The organism is Vibrio sp. 10N.222.46.A1, from assembly GCF_041473595.1.
GTDB lineage: Bacteria > Pseudomonadota > Gammaproteobacteria > Enterobacterales > Vibrionaceae > Vibrio > Vibrio tasmaniensis_A.
In genome coordinates this window covers 1-386 of sequence record NZ_JBFRSN010000819.1, presented here as the reverse complement: position 1 = coordinate 386, position 386 = coordinate 1, and the positions used below count along the sequence as shown (strand labels likewise).

At 46.6% G+C, this 386-nt stretch carries 1 pseudogene; it reads left to right on the top strand.

The window, feature by feature from the left end:
- Positions 1-317 (top strand): annotated as a pseudogene (locus AB4496_RS20510) (methyl-accepting chemotaxis protein); the annotation flags it as partial.
- Positions 318-386 lie beyond the last annotated feature (69 nt).

Genomic DNA, 386 nt, shown 5'->3' with positions numbered 1-386 from the left:
GTGCTAAAGATGCGTTAGAGTCAATCAAAGAGAGCCACAGCACGGTTTCAGATGCTTCGACTCAGGCACAACAAGCCTCTCAGAACCTGCATGTGATTAACCAACACATCCAAGATTTGAATCAAGCCAACAGCCAGATCGCAGTATCTGTTGACGAACAAGATTGCTTAACCAAGTCGTTGGGTGAAAACGCGCAAGGTGCAAACACCATCGCACAAAGCAACCAAGAGTCGGTCAGCAGCATTTCTGGTGCCGCGAGTGACTTAACCGAAGTTGCTCATCACCTAGAAAACCAAGTAAATCGATTTAGAACCTAACGAAACCAGCCTTTAACACAGCTGACACGGTTCCGAACCAAGAATAAAAAGCCCCCGACACATAAGTGT